Here is a 17,090-nt window from a genome sequence, read left to right as displayed (position 1 = left end):
CGCTTACGTACAGGTTATCGCCAAAATTTGGCTCAACATAAATAAACTTAGCGTTTTGATTCCGAGTTGAGGAAGGATTGATAAATGAGTATATTTAGCGTTATTTGATATGCGCTGATTTGTATTGGATTTGATTAAAACACTGGTTTACACCTTCAATAATAAGTTACGATACTAGTTAGACTGGTTTTAAAAGAACAAATAATGGGAAGTAAGCATATGCGCAGTAGTTGGCCTTTATTAGCAGGTTTATGCCTGAGTAGTCTTTTAATGGGATGTTCAACAAGCAGTAACTATCACAAACTCACTTCAAAATTAGCTGATACATCACCGGCTAATCAAAGTACATTAGTCGCAAACGTCCCTGAAATATACTCGCAGTTGTTTATACCCGTAGATACATCACAACACCAAATATTTGAATTATCTGACCAACAAAAAGCTGACTTTTTTGACTATTTCTATAATCTTGATATCGCTCATATTAGTCCCCATCAGCGTGTGGCCAACTACTTATTCAACCTCAACAATAACTTCACCTACCACGGTAAAACCTATAACGCGACAAATGCACTAGCGAAGAAACAAGGCAATTGTATGTCACTAGCGGTATTGTCGACCGCGATTGCAAAACTTGTAGGTATTGATTATCAATATAGAGAAGTTCACAGCGCACCGGTTTTTACTGAGTATAACTCCGCAGCTAATGGACATATTCAAACTTTATCAACCCACGTCAACCTAACCTTGGTTGATAAAGGGTTTCCCCAGACTCAAAAAGTACAACATTTAGCTATATCACTATCGATTATTTCAAAGCGTCTGGCGATGTAAAGTCTTCGAAGGTGTCACAAAACGATGTTGAAAGAATGTATTGGCATAATTTAGCCGCAGATGCGCTGATAGATAATCAGCTTGATTTGGCGTTCGCTTATACACTCAAAGCCAATAAACTAGACAGCCGCCATCCAGATACACTCAATCTACTGGCAATTTTGTATGGTCGAAAAGGGCGAGAAGATTTAGCCTATAAGCTTTATGACTTTATGGATAAAAACAAGCTTGCAAGCTTTGCTGCAATTGACAACTTCGCGTCACTGCTAAGAAAGCGTGGCAACTTTAAACGTGCAAATCAATTGAGCCAAAACATTGCTACTGTGACCGAAGACAATCCCTATACGTGGATAAAGCGCGGCAAAGTCCACCTTCAAGAAGGTCGCTTAGTACTCGCGGAAGCACACTTTTTAAAGGCTGCAAAAAAAGCCAGCTACCTACATGAACCCTATTATTTACTAGCAAATATATATGCCCAACAAAGCAAATTATTAGCTACTCGCCAAGCACTAGAGAAAGCACAATCCCTTGCTTATTTACCTGAGGATGAAAAACGTTATCGCGCAAAGTTGGCCGGGCTTAGTTTGTAATGATAGTTATCAAGGACAGAACTAACATCTAATGGATCGTTCATTAGTTTCTGCTGCCGTTCAAATTGCGCGAACAAACTTTTTAATAAGCTCACCGGAGGTTTATTACCTTCAGCAAGATCTGTGGTTTCTAGTGGGTCGTTTTTCATGTCATATAGCCTGACGACATTTGCTCTTGGATAGATAACTAGCTTGTACTTATCGTTGCGATACATGCGCTGGGAAAAGGTATAAGCGCCATAAATGCTATCGTATTCGCTGTTGTTTGTTTTACCCTGAGCTAAGGGCAAAATATTTTTAAAATCAACTTGAGCTGGTTTCTCAAGGCCTGCAATAGCTAATGACGTTGCCATAACATCTTGCAGGTAAATAGGTGCATCTACTGTCTTGTTCGCAGGTATACCCGGGCCGCTTACTAAGAAAGGAACTTTCATACTGCTGTCGTACATATTTTGTTTACCAACAAAGCCATGATCACCCACCGCTAAACCGTGATCGGCGGTGAAAAAAACATAGGTATTGTCTGCTTTGCCGCTTTTTTCAAGCGCGCGTAAAATTCGCCCTACCTGCTCATCCATATGGGTAATTAAGGCAAAGTATTCTTGACGCGTAACTTTAATTGCATGCTTGGTTCGAGGAAAAGGCGCTGTTCGTTCGTCGCGTAAATTACGTCCACTGCCCGCTTCTTCGTTATATGGATACTCTGGTAAGAAGTTTTCGGGCACGTTTATGCTATTAACATCGTACATATCAATATACTTTTTAGGAGCTTGACGTGGATCATGTGGTGCATTAAAGGCTAAATACATGAAGAAGGGTTTATCACTTGATTTTGCGAGCTCGAAAAACGTTTCACTGTCGTCGGCAAGTACCTCACTCCAATGCTTACCCCCTTGCCAAAATCCACCTAATTCTTTGTTATACGAAACATCATCTGGTTTGCCTGGTTCAAACTTACGACTGTAAAATTTGCTATGCGCTTTAGGCATGCCCGCTCTTACATTTAGGGTATGGTCAAATATGTTGTTGGCGTCCACACCCGGCACGTGCCATTTACCCGTAAAGTAGGTGTCGTATCCAGCCTGCTTCATGTACTGCGACCAATATGCCTCTGGCGCATCTTTTTCGAGAACATAATTAATTGCCGTTTGGCTGCTGGCGTTATTAGCTTGTGTCTTAACGCGTCTATACTTAGAGATCGCTTCAGCGTTCCACAAAAACGCCCCTGTATTTAACATTGCGCGGCTGGCAACACACACCGCTGGTGCATACGAGCCCATATTATATACATTGCTAAATGCTGCACCTTTAGCTGCTAACAGATCAAGGTTTGGAGTTATTACCTCGCTATTTTCTAACAAACCTAAACTATCCCACATTTGGTCATCTGCCAAAATTAACACTACGTTAGGTTTAGTTTGCTTAAATTTAGCTGACGAATCGTGCTCTTGGCCCTTCCCCATAAATGAGACGACAAGCAGCAATACGATGAGAATATAATTTGTTTTCATTTTATGACTCAATTTTTAACGCAATTATGTGGCTTTAGTTTGGGTTAATGCGTTTTATTTTCATATTTAATCAGTGTTCTGAATTAATAGCTTGCTAGGTTTTCTAGCTACTAGCTTTTACGCATAAAAGTGATTAACAAGTTAGCAAGGCCCTTATATGTTTAGGTTGATATAAATATACAAACTGCACTAGATAAAAAAGAAAGCCGCTTTCGCGAGGCTTGACTCTCACATTACACAAAAAAGCCTCAAAAGCTCTGCCACTCAAAAGCTCTGCCACTATGTGTAATTTTATTTATAGTGTACGTAAAGAAAATCGTTATGTTTGTTGCCTAGATGTTATCATTATGTATAATTAAATATAGAAATCAATTTTATTTTCTGTACATATGCACTTCACACTCCACAGATGTGCTGTGTTTTGGCCAGCGGATCAGCGGAAAAACCAATACCTTATTGCATTTTCGTTTCACCGCTTGGTATTAATTCATTATTTTATTTAAGGCTAAATGCTATGAATAGTTATCGTTATTTGGGTCTTGTCCTGATTACACTTTTTCTTTTTTCGGGCTGCGTGACTGAGCAGAAAAGTAAAAGAGACACTAGCAGTACAATTTCTCAAAGTAGCAACGTGGTTACCATTGAATCTTTGCTCGAAGAAATGGGCAACAGAGATATTCTGGCATCTTATCCTAAAGCCGATTCTAGACTGCGGCAAGAAAGTAGCTACGATCGAAATTCCGTAAGCCCAGAGCCACCAAAGATGGAACCCACGGGATGGTTTGCAAATAAAGATGCAAATACCAACGATACTCACAAAAATTTTATCCGAACAGAAATCAATCAAGGTCGCAAAGAATGGGTATTGATGGATCACAAAGGACCAGGCGCTCTTGTAAGAACTTGGATGCCTTGGCGGACATTTAAAAGACCAAAAACAAACATCATTATTCGCTTTTATTTAGATGGTGAATCCGAACCGGTACTGCAAGGTAATATGCTCGACTTACTCAATGGCAAAGGTATATTCCCTTATCCATTTGCCCATGAGTCCCTTTTGTCTGCTGTCTCATTTTTTCCAATCCCTTATGAAAAAGGCATGAAAATCACCACATCCGCGCATCCATTTTTCTATCAATTTACTTATCGAGAATACGACGCCAACATCAAGGTTAAATCTTTTAATCTAGCAGACTTTGCTTCTGCGGCTGCAACTATGAATGCTATTGGACAGCGTTTAGAAATTCCTCAACCATTTGGTATAACGAAATCTTCGTCTGTGAAGAGCTCACTAACATCAAAGCAAGAACTTAGCATAGACACGCCCAGCGGTGAGGCTGCCATTCGCCAAATACGAGTAAAACTTGATGATTATTCTAACACCGAAGCTTACCGCTCAGTTGTGCTTAAAATAGAATTTGACGGCAAAGAAACTGTTTGGACACCCATTGGAGATTTTTTTGGAACCGGCATAGGACTCAATCCCTTTGAAGATTGGTTCAGAACGGTGTCTGACGACGGCATTCTAACGAGTCGGTGGGTCATGCCCTATCAGGAAAACGCTAAAGTAACGATTGTTAACTTAGGCAAAGAGCCTATCAACGTTAGTTTGGATGTCGCCACCGGAGACTGGCAATGGGACGAGAACTCCATGTATTTTAATGCGGCATGGCGGGGGCAATATCCTGTGGCCACGCGTCCATATTCCGATTGGAATTATATTAATTTGAAAGGCAAAGGGGTATACGTTGGTGACACCTTAACAATAATGAATCCCGTAGAAAAATGGTGGGGTGAAGGCGATGAGAAAATATTTGTAGACGGTGAATCATTCCCATCCATTTTTGGCACGGGGACTGAAGACTACTACGGATATTCATGGGGCGGGATGAGCACTGATTTTTACCAACATCCATTCCACTCTCAACCTAGAGCTCATGTCTACAATAAAAACAATCGCAAATCAGATACCCGAAGAAATACCAAAGGCTATAGTACCGAAACACGCGTCAGAGCCCTAGACACCATGCCATTTGGCAGTTCGTTGCAGCTAGATATGGAAGTATGGAGCTGGAATGACGTACAAATGGGCTATGGTGTTGGGATGTATTGGTACGGCTTTGCTAATACTCAATCTAATCGAAAGCCAGAGCCTGTGGAAGTGCTGAATGTTCCACCATTGCCTGATAGCTGACCTAAGAGTCTTGAGATTTTTGAGCACTAAAGTTGCCCCCACGCACACATTGACAACATAAAAAATGCATCTTTGCCATTTGACAGTTAGTAAAGAAGTGGTATTCTTTACTAACTGTCAAATGGTAAAGAGAATATTTATGGCTAAAGTAAGCACAAAAAGACAAATTACATTGCCCGTTGAACAGTGTGTTGTCGCACATATCAATGCAGGAGACGATATAGAGAGCTTTGTCGATAGACAAGGCGTTATCTCTATTGTTAAAAAGCAACCGGGTGCGGCTAAAGGTCTATTAAAAGACATTAAAGCTAATATGAATGTAACAGAGCAAGAATCGTTAGAAAGTGCTATTCGTAAATGATCGCTATTGATACAAATGTTCTGCTTCGCTATTTATTGCAGGATGATGCAAAACAAGCAGCAAAAGCAAACAAATTGATCCTTGGCACTGAAGAAGTTCTTTATAACGGATGTAGTATTGACGGAAACGATTTGGACGCTAAAAGGCAAGCGCTACGGTTTGAGCAAGGAGCAGATTGTAGATGTTATTCATGCTCTATTTGCTGAGTTTCAAATTAAGTTTGAAGATGATTATGCTGTTTGGGGCGCTCTTAAAGATTTTATGAACGCTAAACCAATAAAAGCAGGAGGTAAAACTAAGCAAGCCGACTTTCCAGATGCACTAATCGTTAACAAAGCTAAGCGGTATGGCCAGTTAAATAAAACAGAAATTTCGATGGTTTATACATTTGATAAAGCCGCGTTAAAAATCGACGGAACTGAAGAACCTTAGTCGAATATTTATAGCAATAGCCTACTATTTTTATAAAGGACAATGTGAAACCCAAACAATTATCATTCTGCCAATCATTTCTAAGTAACGGTTGAAAATTTTCATACCTTACGCGCCTGCTACATCGCAAAAATCGCCTTAAATTAATAGACAAAAACTGCATGATTGCTGACATACTGGCCTAAAGGGCTTGCCATCCCAATCGGATTTCATGCTGGTGTAAATGTGACGCAAGGTCTATTGGGTGAAAAGGGGAAATGGATTGACGCTCATTGAGTATTATTTGCGTGTCGTCAGGCCAAGACATTAAAATCTGTAGTTTTTAGGACAAGGGTTTTGGATAAAATTGAAATGTATAAATTCACTTTGCACGTTAAAATCCTATAACCCTAATGCCAGCTATGTCGCACCTGCTGTCATAATAATTTATTAGATACACGACAAAATTAGTGTCATGTCATCGGCATCTTTATTTAACAAGTTATTAACCTTTTTTGTAAAATTTACTATGTGAAATTTCTATTGTGAAATTGCGCATAAAAATAATCTATTCTGTGTACATGGAAATAGCGAAAGCCACTATTTCAAAAGTTGACCCTTTGTTGTTTGTTTTTTTTGTAAACCGCGTTTGCGCTAAACAGCACACTAAGTAGTCTAAATAAGCAGTACTTACTAGAAGATACACCGGAGAATATATTATGAACATGCCCATTGCTGATATGAACCGTCGTCAAATTGAATCTTTTCCAACAGCTAAGATCATGCCTTTTGTCAATCGTCGCGCCAAAGTCAATGCCACCGCATTTGAAAATGAGCAGCAAGCGATTGCCCTTCTAGATAAGCATTTCGCATTGCAAACTGGCTCGCACAAAGATGTGAAGCAATACGTTGTTTACTTTCGTCACATAATGGCATTCTTTGCCGATGGCACACATTGCGGACTTGAACAAAGCAAACAGTTTGTCGCTTTTGCCGGACAGCCAGAATCACCTACTTCAATCATACTTAAACAAGACGATGCGCATATCGAACTGAGCATCATCAAAAAACAATCAAGCTGCGAAATCGCTGTAAAATCACCCGAAAATGAGGTTTTCACGACCCCTTGCGGCGACGATTACATCATAGAAAGCTAACAACATAAAAAAGGAAAAAAGGTCAGCGTTAAGGTGCAGTAACTATTTTGCATCTTAACACTGGCCTTTTTTCTTTTCGCTACGAACATTTGGGTATAGGATAAGAAAAGCAGGCTATTTTATAACAACAAAAAGGAATTCAAGATGCAAAATCCAGTAGGTTGGTTTGAAATATACGTAGACGACATGCCCCGAGCCACAGCATTTTATCAAGCAGTGCTAAAAACTGAGTTTGAATCAATTAGTGATCCTACAAATGAGTCCGTCATAATGATGGCTTTTGGGGCAAACTATGAACAATATGGAGCCAGTGGTGCATTGGTAAAAATGCAAGGAATATCCCCTGGTGGCAGTACCTTAGTTTACTTTTCCTGTGATGATTGCGCCACCGAAGAGTCGCGCGTTGTAGCCGCAGGCGGCAAGGTTGAGCGGTCCAAAATGTCAATTGGCGAATATGGCTTTATCTCGCTGATCATTGATACTGAAGGAAACATGGTGGGACTTCACTCCCAGCAGTAGCCAAATGCGCTAATTAAATGTAAATACCTTGCATGTTCGTATACTTTCAAGTAAAAAGCGCAAAATTATTAAGAGTCCTGTTACTTGAATACACAAAGCCTTCGTCTTGTAGATGGTCAAACACCTACCGACACTTTATTTGAAAGCATCGCACAAGATATTATGCAAAAAGGATACAGCGTCCAACATAACGCTGTACCTAAAGACTTGTCTGACATTTTGCACTTCCATTTAAGTAATATGCCTGAACATAAATTCAATGAAGCAAGTATTGGTCGCCAATCTCAGCAACAAGTAAACGAAAAAGTGCGCAATGACGAGATTGTTTGGATACATGGTAACAGCCCTGCCGGCATACAATGGTTGAACTGGACGCAAGCGCTCCAGGTATTTCTTAACCGCCGTTTATTTTTGGGCTTATTTTCATTTGAAAGTCATTTTGCTCATTATGCGAAAGGCAACTATTACAAGCGCCACTTAGATGCCTTCAAAGGACAGGCTAATCGCGTTCTTTCTTTGGTCACTTATTTAAATCCCGAGTGGCAAGACGAAGATGGCGGAGAGCTCGTAATATACACCAACGACGATAGCGAAAAGAGCATAACAATACTGCCTAAGTATGGCACCGTCGTTGTGTTTTTAAGTGAAGAATTTGAACATGAAGTAAAACCTTCAAAACGAGATCGTTACTCAATTGCGGGCTGGTTCAGAATGAACACCAGCACCGCAGATAAAGTTGACCCACCAGTGTAAAGAGTCACTAGGCCTATTAGGTATTTGCCTGAATTGCCGTAAGGGCAATAGTGTAGACAATATCATCCACCAAAGCACCACGACTTAAATCGTTTACCGGTTTTCCCATACCCTGCAACATAGGGCCAATACTAATCAGGTCAGCACTTCGCTGCACTGCTTTGTAAGTAGTGTTGCCGGTGTTTAAATCTGGGAAAATAAACACAGTAGCCTGACCAGCCACTTTACTATTAGGCGCTTTTGCAGCTGCCACATTCTCCATCACTGCAGCGTCATACTGCATTGGCCCATCGATTAATAAATCAGGGCGTTTTTGCTGAGCGATTTTGGTCGCTAGCTTGACCTTTTCAACATCCGCGCCGGTGCCTGAATCTCCCGTACTATAACTTAGCATAGCGACTCTTGGCTCTATACCAAATAAAGCGGCGGAATCTGCCGACTGTATGGCGATATCAGCGAGTTGCTCAGCACTAGGGTCGGGGTTTATTGCACAATCACCATATACGAGCACTTGTTCTGGCAGCAACATAAAGAAGATGGACGAAACCAAGGACGCACCCGGCGCTGTTTTTATCAATTGCAAGGCTGGGCGAATCGTATTAGCGGTTGTATGCACAGCCCCTGAAACCAAGCCGTCAACATCGCCTTGCTGTAACATCATTGTCCCTAAAACTACTGTATCTTGGAGCGCTTCTTTTGCAACCACATGTGTCATGCCTTTGTGCTGGCGCAAAGCTACGAGCGGTTCGACGTATTGTTCGATTAGCTCACTAGGGCGCTTTACCGTAACGCCTACAGGTAGGCTTATACCTTGTTGCTTGGCGATGCGCTCAACCTCTTCAGGTTCGGCCAATAAAATACATTTGGCAATGTTTCGTTCACTACAAATTGCTGCCGCCTTGATCGTCCGCGGCTCATCGCCTTCGGGCAATACTATCGTTTTATTGGCCAATTGCGCCAAGCGCGTCAATTTATATCTAAACGCAGGTGGCGAAAGTCTGGTAGCTGTTCTCACTGTAGTTGAAAGCTCGCTTAGCCATTTTTCACTCATGCAACTGGCGGTATGATCCATCACACGGTTAATTCTTTGGGTATCGTCCACCGGCACTTCTTGGTTAAAACGATGCAAGTTTGTGGTGGTATGCCACGTGTTTTCCTGCACGAGCATCATCGGCAAACCAGTTTCAAAAGCATGTTCACAAAGCTTCAGAATGCCAGGAGCTGGTTGATAGCCCCCGGTTAACAGTAACGCGCCTATTTTAGTGCCATTTAGTGACGCCAAACATGCTGAAACTATAATGTCACTTCTATCGCCAGAGATTATCAACAAGGCACCAGGCTTTAACACCGAGGTCATGTTGTGGATTTCTCTTGCGCATAAATGCACACTGCGCAAGCGGCGATGCAAGTAATCCCCTTCGTTAAGTAACTGCGCATTTAGATGGTATTTTATGTCTTGCACGCGCGGTGCTAAGAGTTCAAAGTTCCATGTGATGCTGCCTAAAAGTGGAAACTTTTTAAACACCGCTTGGCTCATTAATGACTTAATAAACCCTATTGATTTTATATCATCGTATTGCTCAGTTAAATCAGCTCCTAAACGCCCACCAAGGTCAGCCGGTTCGCCAATTTTATTCAAAATACAGCCGATTATGCGCTTACCCCTGCGCCCGCCATAACTATCGGCCACTATTTCAATTTTATCGTTGAGTTGATTCATCGACATTCTTGAAGGTGCAGCTACCAGTACTATTTTAGCGTCTAAGGCATTGCAAATTGTGCGATTGGCCTTGACCGCATAGGGATGTTCAGGTGTTGAAATAAGCCCTTCAATAACAATAATATCTTCATCTACCGCTTGCGCTTCAAACAATTGGACGATTTCTTCAAGTAAGTCATCGCTTTGGTCTTTACTCATCAAATCTTCAACATAAGCGGCACTTAAAGGGGTTGCCATTTTTGCAAAGCCCATGTTATGCAGTATGCTTGTGGACTTTTCGTGTAGATCACTGCTACGTCTTTGTTGCGCGATGGGTTTGAAAAAATTCACTTTTAGGCTCTGTTGCTGCAGCGCTCTAACCAGCCCAAGGCTGACACTTGTTAAACCAGCATCGGTACCTATAGGAATTAACATTATCCGTTGAGTCATTACTTACCTTTAAAAACTTTTATAAATTATCGTGTTTGCGAAAGTCGGGCGGCATCTTGGGCAATGACCCACTCTTCATTCGTTGCGATTGCCCAAATAGGAATACTATTACTAGCGTGAATACTGCCAGAGCGGCCAAATCGAATCTCGTCATTTTTTTCGGCGTTAAGTGCAAAGCCCATATGAGCAAGTTGCGAAACCACATGTTGGCGGATATAGGCAGAGTTTTCGCCAATACCACCCGTAAACACCAATGCGTGCAGAGGGCCTAGCACCGCCATATATGCGCCAATATATTTAACTAATCGATAGCAAAACATGTCTAAAGCAAGCTGTGCTTGCTCATTGCCAAGACTTGCTTGTTCTTCTAGCTCGCGACAATCGTTAGTCAGCCCCGATATGCCCAATAAACCAGATTGTTTATTTAAAATCTCATTGACTTTTTGGGCGCTATAGCCGAGTTGATCTATCATAAAACTGGGCAGGCTGGGGTCAATATCACCACTTCGAGTGCCCATAATTAGCCCTTCAAGTGGCGTAAAACCTAAACTTGTATCTAGCGCTTTCCCCTGCTTTATAGCGGTGATACTGCAACCGTTGCCAAGGTGCGCCGTGATAAGATTGCACTTCTCATAGGCTAGCCCTAATTTATCAGCCGTTTGGTGGGCAACAAAGTAATGACTTGTTCCATGAAATCCGTATTTACGGATAGCATGCTTTTCATACATTTCGTAGGGAAGCGCATACAAGAAAGATTGTGGGGGCAGTGTTTGAAAAAACGCAGTATCAAATACCGCAATTTGCGGTAGATGTGGAAAGGCCAATTGCGCGCTACGAATACCGGCTAAATTGGCTGGATTATGCAACGGCGCCATTTGCGCTGTTTTATCGATTGCGTTTATTGACTCCTCATCAATTATTACCGAAGCCGTGAAATGTTCTCCGCCATGCACCACTCGATGACCCACCGCTACGAGATTTTGTTTCAGTACTTCAAATCGTGAAAGTAAGGCAACGATGTATTCTAATGCATTTTTATGATCAGTATTTGCGGGTAAATCCTTAGACGTTTTCTCGTTTTCGTATTCATAGCGAATAAGGTTATGCTCGGTAAAGAGATTCTCAACCAAGCCTTTTAAAGGCGTGGCACCGCTGCTTGCCTGCATAATGGCAAACTTAATTGATGAACTTCCGCAGTTAAGGACGAGAATATAAGGGTCACTTGAAGACAATGAACTTTTTCCTGTTATTAAAGAGAATGCTCGGCGCTATCCAAATGGATTCGCATATAGCATCTATCTTAGTCATAATTGTATACGGTAATATTATAATCATAAGTAACGGTCGCAATAGTATAGCCGTCATCTTTGTAGGTTTTATTTTTTCTCTTAGCACTTCGGCAAAAGTTGGTGATTATTGAGCACTAACAGCGCATCCTTCATTGCCATGGATCAATAAAATGGCTGTTTTACTTTCAAGGGATTAGAATATGTACGAATTATACGTTAATACTATTGGAATTATTTTGCCTTCTGAAGCTATATTCACAACAATATATGATACTCATTATTATGCGACTTAAATATTGGCTTTTGGGTTTATTGCTTTTTGTACTAATGGTTTTGCTAACTCTGCACAATGCACTACCTGCCAATTATCATCCGTTTACACGCTTAGATATAGCGCAAGAACCAAGCTTTGTTACTAAATTTAAAATCACGCGATTAAAACGTAATCCTGAAGCCTGTCTTGAAGTGCTAGAGGCAAGTGAGCTTGATTTTGGTCTTATTAAAGACCGCACAACAGGAGAGTCATGCGGTTTTAACAATGCTGTGCAACTTCGTCAATCGAGTATTTCTTACGGCGGAAATATTCAGCTTAGTTGCCCTGCCCTAGTGGCACTTGCGCTATGGGAAACCCACGATTTAAATAGGCTTGCCGAAAAACACCTTAATAAACGCGTAAACAAAGTGCTTCATTATGGTACATACTCCTGCAGAAATATAAACGGCGCGTCATCAGGCAGGCGCAGTGAGCATGCTTATGCAAATGCCATTGATATAGCGGGTTTTGTACTAGAAGGGAATCAGCAAGTTAGCGTGCTTAATCATTGGGAAAGCGACTCTAATGAAGGAGATTTTATCAGAGCGGTGCACGAAACTGCCTGCGATTACTTTAAAACAGTGCTTGGCCCAGAATTCAACGCTTTACACAAAGACCATTTCCATTTTGATATGGGAGGCTCCTTCGCTTGTAAGTAACACAGTAACTAATAGATTTTATCCGTCATATTTGGACTATTTATATTAAAGGTATTTTAGCGCCCCTTAATGTTTGATAGTTCCTTTTTATTTGCAAACATTGCAATACCGTCATCCAAACAATCTTGCTCGACGACATGGCTCAAAGCCACCTGCATTCTTTGCAACTGTTCAATTTGCTTATTAATTTCATCTAATTTTTGCTTCGCCGCATAACGCCAGTCATTATTATTATCAGCTAGTTGGAAAAGTGATTTTATTTCTTCAAGCGTGAAGCCCGTTAATTTTGCAGCATTAATAAAGTTTACTCGCCATAGCATTGATTCACTATAGACTCGCTGGCCGGATTGACGCGAAATAGTCGGCAACAACCCAATTTTTTCATAGTATCGAAGCGTTGAAGCCGGTGTGCTTGTCTTTAACGACATGTCTTTTATTTTCACAAAATTAAATTTCTTGTTTGACTTAAACCATACTTTAACATTTAGGCTATAGGCTTCCAAATTAATGAATGAGCTTACATATGAACATGAATAGAAAAGTAGTGGTGATGACAGGGGCAACATCAGGTTTTGGAGTGAATTGGTTCAAAAGCCTGACAAAAGAAATCGATGCTGATTTTTTCATTCTTGCACGTAACAGAGACAAGTTTCAGTCACTGCTCACAGAGCTACCCACGAACATTAAAAAAGATGTTCATTTTGTAGATTGTGAATTATCTTCACTCGAGAGTATCTCTAAGGCTGTAAACAAGGTAAAAAAAGAGTGAGGTCAGTAGATTTATTAATTAACAACGCTGGCGTTTTCCCTGGTGATTCCCTCTGTTTTAGTAGTAACGACCTTGAGATGACATTTGCTGTGAATCATTTAGCCCCGCTTCTAATAACGCTATTATTGGAGTCAAAATTAAGAAAAGCTGAGTCGTCAAAAATTGTCAATACCTCATCTTTTCAGCATTTTAATGCCAATTTAAATCTGGATGATGTCAACTTTGAGAATTCAGAATATAGCGCAATGCTTGCTTATCAGAACTCGAAACTCTGCACTGTACTGACAACACGCTACTTATCGACGTTTCTAAGTACAAATATAAGCATAAACTGTTTTGACCCGGGAATAGTTGACACTGACATGACGCAGAAAGCTTTGCCGAAAACTCTCAGATGGGCACACCCCCTACTTCGCACTTTTTTTCGCAATGGAGCAAAAGGGGCGGAAACGGGTATCTACCTAAGCACCGAACGCAACTTCGATAAGAATACGGGTGGCTACTACAGAGATAAACGTCTTAAGCTGCCTAGTTTAACCGCGCAATCTCAGCTTATTGCGGAACAATTACATCAAATATCAATGGAGCTACTGCGCCCCTATTTGTTGTCGCGATAGAGTGAATAATGCTAACGTTTTAACCATTGGCTTGGATTTAAAGCTTTACCTTTGTGCCTAATTTCAAAATATAAACCAGCGAGCTCTTGGCCGCCGCTGGTGCCTACCAGACTAATAGTATCGCCAGCTTTGACGAGTTCACCCACATTTTTTAGCAAAGCTTGATTGCGACCGTAAACACTCATGTAACCTTCACCATGATCAACAATGGTGACAAGCCCAAAACCTTTTAACCAATCAGCATATAAGACAACACCATCTGACACAGCGTTTACTGGCGCGCCCGACTTACCGTTAATGATAATACCCTTCCAGCGCACTTGCCCTTGCCTGCGCTTACCAAACAAACGTTGAATACTGCCTGCTGTAGGCACTAGTAGCTGGCGTTCTTTACCAGATAAGCCTAGCAATTTAATATTGCTCCGCTCTTGGGCTTGTTGGGCTGCTAATTCGGCTTGCTCTATGGCTGCCAATAAATCACTTTCTTGCTGTTGCAATGAAGCCACGCGGGCTAAATCAGACCTTATTTGTTCTTCAAGAGACTTGAAGGTTTCAAAACGTTGCTTTTGTTGACTCCGTAACTGTGCTGACTGGCTTCCTTGTTGCTTGAGTAGGCCCGCTAATAATAGCTCTTGAGAATCAAGTTCTTGCTGTACCGTGTTTAAGGCTTTTATAAGACCACGGAAATTTTCAATTTCTGCTTGGCGTGCCTTGTTCAAATATTGATAGTAAGTAAGCACTCGCTCAAATTTACCAGCCTCATCTTGATTAAAGATCATTTTAGCGAAATCGTAATCGCCAGCCATATAAGCACTCTTCAACTGACTTGACAAAGCACTTTGCTGATTGCGAATACGCGTTTTGATTGATGCTTTTTCGGCCGTTAAAGAGCTTAGCTCATTGCGTGTTTTGCTTAGTTTTTTGTCGGTTTGATTCAGCAAAGTCGCGGTTTGCGCTATTTTTAGTTCTGCCAGCTTAAGCTCTTGTTGCAAGCGCTCTGACACCGCAAGTTTTTTGTCTAACTGCGCTTGAGTTTGCTCAATCAAACTTTTTATTGTTTCAAGCTCTTTGGTGTCTGAGGCGTTTTGTTCATTACTTTGCGCCCATATGTTATGCGCCACCAGCACACAAAAAATGAACCCAAATGAAAGGGTTCGGCAAGCTTTTACAAGTGCCGAACGACTTCGTGCATTTAACAGCCTTAAGTGGGTTAGCAAATGCTAGCGCCTCGCAGTAATGATATGCAAATTGACTACTCTATTTTAGGGTTACAATGGGCGTGCCTGTCATTTCACTTGGTGGGGTCATTCCCATCAAATGAAGCATGGTAGGCGCTACATCGCTCAAAGTACCGCCGCTTCGTACATTTGCAGGACGGCCAAAATAAATAAACGGAACAGGTTCGCTTGTGTGAGCGGTATGCGCCACACCCGTATTTGGATCTGTCATTTGCTCTGCGTTGCCATGATCGGCGGTGATTAGACACTCACCATCATTTCGTGCGAGAGCTTCAGTAATTCTACCTATACACGCATCTACCGCTTCACAGGCCTTAACAGCCGCATCAAAATTGCCAGTATGACCTACCATATCGCCATTAGGGAAATTACAAATAATCACATCAAAAGTACCGGCGTCTATCGCCTCGACTAGCGCGTCGGTGAGTTTTTCAGAGTTCATCTCAGGCTGTAAATCGTAGGTAGCAACATCAGGAGAAGGAATAAGAATTCGCTGCTCGCCTTCATATTCATCTTCTTTACCGCCACTGTAGAAAAAGGTGACATGGGCAAATTTTTCTGTTTCAGAAATTCTTAATTGGGTTTTGCCATGCTTTGAAAGCCACTCACCCATGACGTTAACCAAGTTTTCAGTCGGGTAGGCGACAGGCGCTTTAAGTGTAGATTCAAATTCGGTTAACATAACAAAATTGATGTCGGGCTTAGGGTTGCGGTCAAAACCTTCAAAACCATCGGTAATTAATGCATGAGAAAGCTCACGAGCGCGGTCGGCTCTGAAATTCATGAACAATACGGTATCGCCGCTTTGCATTCCTTGATAGTCACCAACCACGGTTGCTTTTACAAATTCATCGCTTTGCTCTCGCGCATACGAATCAGCAACACCTTGAGTGGCGGTGTCGACATGAAATTCACCCTCACCTTTTACAATTAAGTTATAGGCGAGTTTAACCCGGTCCCAACGATTGTCTCGGTCCATGGCATAATAGCGGCCAATTAAACTAGCGACGCACGCCCCCTCAATGCCTTCACATGCGTCTTGCGCTTGTTTAACGAATTTTTCGGCGCTTTGCGGAGGCGTGTCACGGCCATCTAAAAAGCCATGGAGATAAATATTATTTACGCCACGAGCGCTCGCTAGTTTGGCTGCCGCGATTAAATGGTCTTGATGCGAATGCACGCCGCCATCAGACAACAAGCCCATAACGTGGACCGCTTTACCTGCTTTTGCTGCTTTATCTATTGCGCTGGTTAATACTTCATTTTCTACAAAGCTGCCGTCTTCAATCGCTTTCGTTATTTTCGTGAAATCTTGGTAGACAACGCGTCCAGCACCTAAATTTACATGTCCAACTTCAGAGTTTCCCATTTGGCCTGGCGGTAAGCCAACATCTAATCCCGAACCAGAAATTAATGTGCTCGCATATTCACTACTAAGTCTATCTAGATTTGGCGTATTTGCCGCCGCTACTGCGTTATTGGTTTTATCTTCACGATAGCCCCAACCGTCTAAAATAAATAGGGCGAGTGTTTTCTTCTTAGCAGTCATATGTGTCCTTAAAAGCGAAATTGAACAAGTTATGCACACATTTTGTGGGCATGTTGTTTTAGGCAAATAAAATAAATCCAAGTAATAAGTCCTAATTTACCAGTTATTTACCTATCCTGAAATAATTGATATGTAATAAAGTAGATTCAAAGCGCACATATACGCTTTAATTGGGTG

Annotated in this window: 15 protein-coding genes and 1 pseudogene; 10 read left to right on the top strand and 6 right to left on the bottom strand. The window is 41.6% G+C overall.

All coding sequences use genetic code 11. From position 1 onward, the window contains the following. Positions 1-204: 204 nt before the first annotated feature. Together AC0L6H_RS08430 and AC0L6H_RS08425 are read left to right on the top strand one after the other, a co-directional pair. Positions 205-834: a transglutaminase domain-containing protein gene (locus tag AC0L6H_RS08430; RefSeq protein ID WP_473393751.1), complete on the top strand. Its 630-nt coding sequence runs from the start codon at positions 205-207 to the stop codon at positions 832-834. Positions 835-845: 11 nt separating this feature from the next. Further along, a complete protein-coding gene (locus tag AC0L6H_RS08425) occupies positions 846-1,424 on the top strand; it encodes a tetratricopeptide repeat protein (RefSeq protein WP_473393750.1) in 579 nt (192 codons plus the stop codon). Here the strand turns inward: AC0L6H_RS08425 and AC0L6H_RS08420 are convergent. Further along, a complete protein-coding gene (locus AC0L6H_RS08420; RefSeq protein ID WP_473393749.1) occupies positions 1,391-2,935 on the bottom strand; it encodes a sulfatase family protein in 1,545 nt (514 codons plus the stop codon). The genes AC0L6H_RS08425 and AC0L6H_RS08420 overlap by 34 nt on opposite strands. Before the next feature lie 514 nt (positions 2,936-3,449). On the opposite strand from AC0L6H_RS08420, the gene AC0L6H_RS08415 reads away from it, so the two are divergent. From AC0L6H_RS08415 to AC0L6H_RS08390, 6 genes are all read left to right on the top strand, one after another. Further along, on the top strand, positions 3,450-5,129 hold the full coding sequence (locus tag AC0L6H_RS08415) for a glycoside hydrolase family 172 protein (protein WP_473393748.1): 1,680 nt from the start codon (positions 3,450-3,452) through the stop codon (positions 5,127-5,129). Positions 5,130-5,268: 139 nt separating this feature from the next. Further along, positions 5,269-5,490, top strand: coding sequence for an AbrB family transcriptional regulator (locus AC0L6H_RS08410; protein WP_473393747.1), 222 nt, complete (start codon positions 5,269-5,271; stop codon positions 5,488-5,490). Between the two features lie 117 nt (positions 5,491-5,607). Beyond that, positions 5,608-5,922 carry a PIN domain-containing protein gene (locus tag AC0L6H_RS08405; RefSeq protein ID WP_473393745.1) on the top strand — a complete coding sequence of 105 codons (315 nt, stop codon included), beginning with the start codon at positions 5,608-5,610 and terminating at the stop codon, positions 5,920-5,922. A gap of 698 nt (positions 5,923-6,620) precedes the next feature. Next, positions 6,621-7,058 carry an aldolase/citrate lyase/malate synthase family protein gene (locus tag AC0L6H_RS08400; RefSeq protein WP_473393743.1) on the top strand — a complete coding sequence of 146 codons (438 nt, stop codon included), beginning with the start codon at positions 6,621-6,623 and terminating at the stop codon, positions 7,056-7,058. 144 nt (positions 7,059-7,202) lie between these two features. Continuing rightward, positions 7,203-7,577: a VOC family protein gene (locus tag AC0L6H_RS08395; RefSeq protein ID WP_473393741.1), complete on the top strand. Its 375-nt coding sequence runs from the start codon at positions 7,203-7,205 to the stop codon at positions 7,575-7,577. A gap of 84 nt (positions 7,578-7,661) precedes the next feature. Then, positions 7,662-8,330 (top strand): 2OG-Fe(II) oxygenase, encoded by a 669-nt coding sequence (locus AC0L6H_RS08390; RefSeq protein ID WP_473393739.1) that lies wholly within the window; start codon positions 7,662-7,664, stop codon positions 8,328-8,330. A gap of 16 nt (positions 8,331-8,346) precedes the next feature. Here the strand turns inward: AC0L6H_RS08390 and pta are convergent, their stop codons facing one another. Together pta and AC0L6H_RS08380 are read right to left on the bottom strand one after the other, a co-directional pair. Then, a complete protein-coding gene (gene pta / locus AC0L6H_RS08385; RefSeq protein WP_473393737.1) occupies positions 8,347-10,479 on the bottom strand; it encodes a phosphate acetyltransferase in 2,133 nt (710 codons plus the stop codon). 26 nt (positions 10,480-10,505) lie between these two features. After that, on the bottom strand, positions 10,506-11,711 hold the full coding sequence (locus AC0L6H_RS08380) for an acetate kinase (protein ID WP_473393736.1): 1,206 nt from the start codon (positions 11,709-11,711) through the stop codon (positions 10,506-10,508). 339 nt (positions 11,712-12,050) lie between these two features. Here AC0L6H_RS08380 and AC0L6H_RS08375 point away from each other — a divergent pair, with 339 nt between their 5' ends. Next, positions 12,051-12,740, top strand: a complete 690-nt coding sequence (locus AC0L6H_RS08375) for an extensin-like domain-containing protein (protein WP_473393735.1) — start codon at positions 12,051-12,053, stop codon at positions 12,738-12,740. A 56-nt stretch (positions 12,741-12,796) separates the two neighbouring features. Here AC0L6H_RS08375 and AC0L6H_RS08370 read toward each other — a convergent pair whose 3' ends face one another. Then, positions 12,797-13,183 carry a MerR family DNA-binding protein gene (locus AC0L6H_RS08370; protein WP_473393733.1) on the bottom strand — a complete coding sequence of 129 codons (387 nt, stop codon included), beginning with the start codon at positions 13,181-13,183 and terminating at the stop codon, positions 12,797-12,799. A gap of 68 nt (positions 13,184-13,251) precedes the next feature. Here AC0L6H_RS08370 and AC0L6H_RS08365 point away from each other — a divergent pair. Then, a pseudogene (locus AC0L6H_RS08365) lies at positions 13,252-14,126 on the top strand (SDR family NAD(P)-dependent oxidoreductase). An 11-nt stretch (positions 14,127-14,137) separates the two neighbouring features. Here AC0L6H_RS08365 and AC0L6H_RS08360 read toward each other — a convergent pair. Together AC0L6H_RS08360 and gpmI are read right to left on the bottom strand one after the other, a co-directional pair. Then, on the bottom strand, positions 14,138-15,247 hold the full coding sequence (locus AC0L6H_RS08360) for a murein hydrolase activator EnvC family protein (protein ID WP_473393731.1): 1,110 nt from the start codon (positions 15,245-15,247) through the stop codon (positions 14,138-14,140). A gap of 136 nt (positions 15,248-15,383) precedes the next feature. Further along, the gene (gene gpmI, locus AC0L6H_RS08355; RefSeq protein WP_473393730.1) at positions 15,384-16,913 is read right to left on the bottom strand and encodes a 2,3-bisphosphoglycerate-independent phosphoglycerate mutase; all 1,530 of its coding nucleotides are present in this window, start codon (positions 16,911-16,913) and stop codon (positions 15,384-15,386) included. Positions 16,914-17,090 lie beyond the last annotated feature (177 nt).

This window comes from Glaciecola sp. G7-5 (genome assembly GCF_055808975.1).
Note: the sequence above shows the minus strand (reverse complement) of the source record. Positions and strands in the feature narration are given on the sequence as shown.